The following is a 1,410-nucleotide window of genomic DNA, read 5'->3' as shown; positions in this document are numbered from 1 at the left end:
ACGCCTGGACCCTCGGACACCCCGTCACCCCCACCACCCACGACGGGCCGACCACCGACCTGCCCACCTACCCCTTCCAGCACCGCGCCTACTGGATCAGCACCACCGCCCCCGAGGCCGCCGCCCCGGCTGACGCGACGGAGGCGCGGTTCTGGCAGGTGGTGGAGGAGGGCGCGCCCGATCAGGTGGCCGGGATGCTCGGCACCCGCGACGACGCGACGCTGGCGGACCTCGTTCCCGCGCTCGCCGCCTGGCGCCGTGAGCGCCGCACCCGATCGCGCGCGGAGTCCTGGCGTTACCGCCTCGACTGGCGGCCCGTCACGCTGCCCGAGGCCGCGCTCTCCAGGACGTGGCTGGCTGTGCTGCCCCCGCACGGCGGCGGGGAGGCGGAGAACGCCGTGCTGGGCGCGGTGGAGCAGGCCGGCGCCCGCGTCGTGCGCGTCCGTGCCTCCGGCAAGCGGGACGAGCTCGCGGCGGCTCTGCGCGAGTCCGCCGGCGAGTCCCAGCTCGCCGGGACGCTCTCCCTGCTCGCCGACACCGAGTCCTCCCTGGTTCTCCTCCAGGCGCTCGCCGACGCTCGGCTGGGCGGGCGGATCTGGTTCCTGACCCGGGGGGCGGTCTCCACCGGTGACTCCGACCCGATCCGGCACCCCGAGCGGGCCGAACTGTGGGGACTGGGCCGGGTCGCCGCACTCGAATACCCCGACAACTGGGGCGGGTTGATCGACGTCCCGGCGACGCCGAGCACGCCGGACGAGCTGGCGGCGCTGCCTCGCATCCTGGGCGGCCGGGGCGATGAGGACCAGCTGGCGGTGCGCGGCGCGGGCACGTTCGCCTGCCGCCTCGTTCCCGCCCCGCCGCCCGCCCGCCCCGCCGCGGCGGCGTTCCGGCCCCACGGCACCGTGCTCGTCACCGGCGGCGCCAGCCCCACCGCGCTCGCCGTCGCCCGCTGGCTGGCCGAGAACGGCGCGGAACGCCTCCTCCTCACCGCCACCCCCGCGACCGGACTCCCCACCCCCGCCGAACTCTCCGGTCTTGGCGCCGACATCACCATCGCCGAGTGCGCCCCCGCCGACCGCGAGACACTGGCCCGCCTGCTGGACGCGATCCCCGCCGACGCGCCGCTGACCGCCGTCGTTCACGCCGACGAGCTGCTGGACGAGGGCACGATCGAGGCGTTCACGCCCGAGCGCCTGCGGGCGGTGCTGGCGGCCAAGGCGACCGCCGCGCGGCACCTGCACGAGCTGACGAAGGACCGCGGCCTCGCGGCGTTCGTCCTCTTCTCCTCCTTCACCGGCTCCCTCGGCGGCGGGGGGGGGCGCCGGGCCCACCCCCCCCCCCCCCCCCCCCCCCCCCCCCCCCCCCCCCCCCCCCCCCCCCCGGGGCGGCCCCCCCCCCCCCCCCGCCCGG

At 78.2% G+C, this 1,410-nt stretch carries 1 protein-coding gene; it reads left to right on the top strand.

Annotated elements, in window-relative coordinates; translation table 11 throughout:
* Positions 1–1,410 (top strand): KR domain-containing protein (locus ACFWR9_RS42710; protein WP_383853103.1); only part of this gene is annotated, 1,410 nt, incomplete at both ends.

This window comes from Streptomyces sp. NPDC058534, assembly GCF_042717365.1.
Lineage (GTDB): Bacteria > Actinomycetota > Actinomycetes > Streptomycetales > Streptomycetaceae > Streptomyces.
The sequence above is the reverse complement of the archived record's forward strand: the minus strand, read 5'-3'. Positions and strand labels throughout refer to the sequence as shown.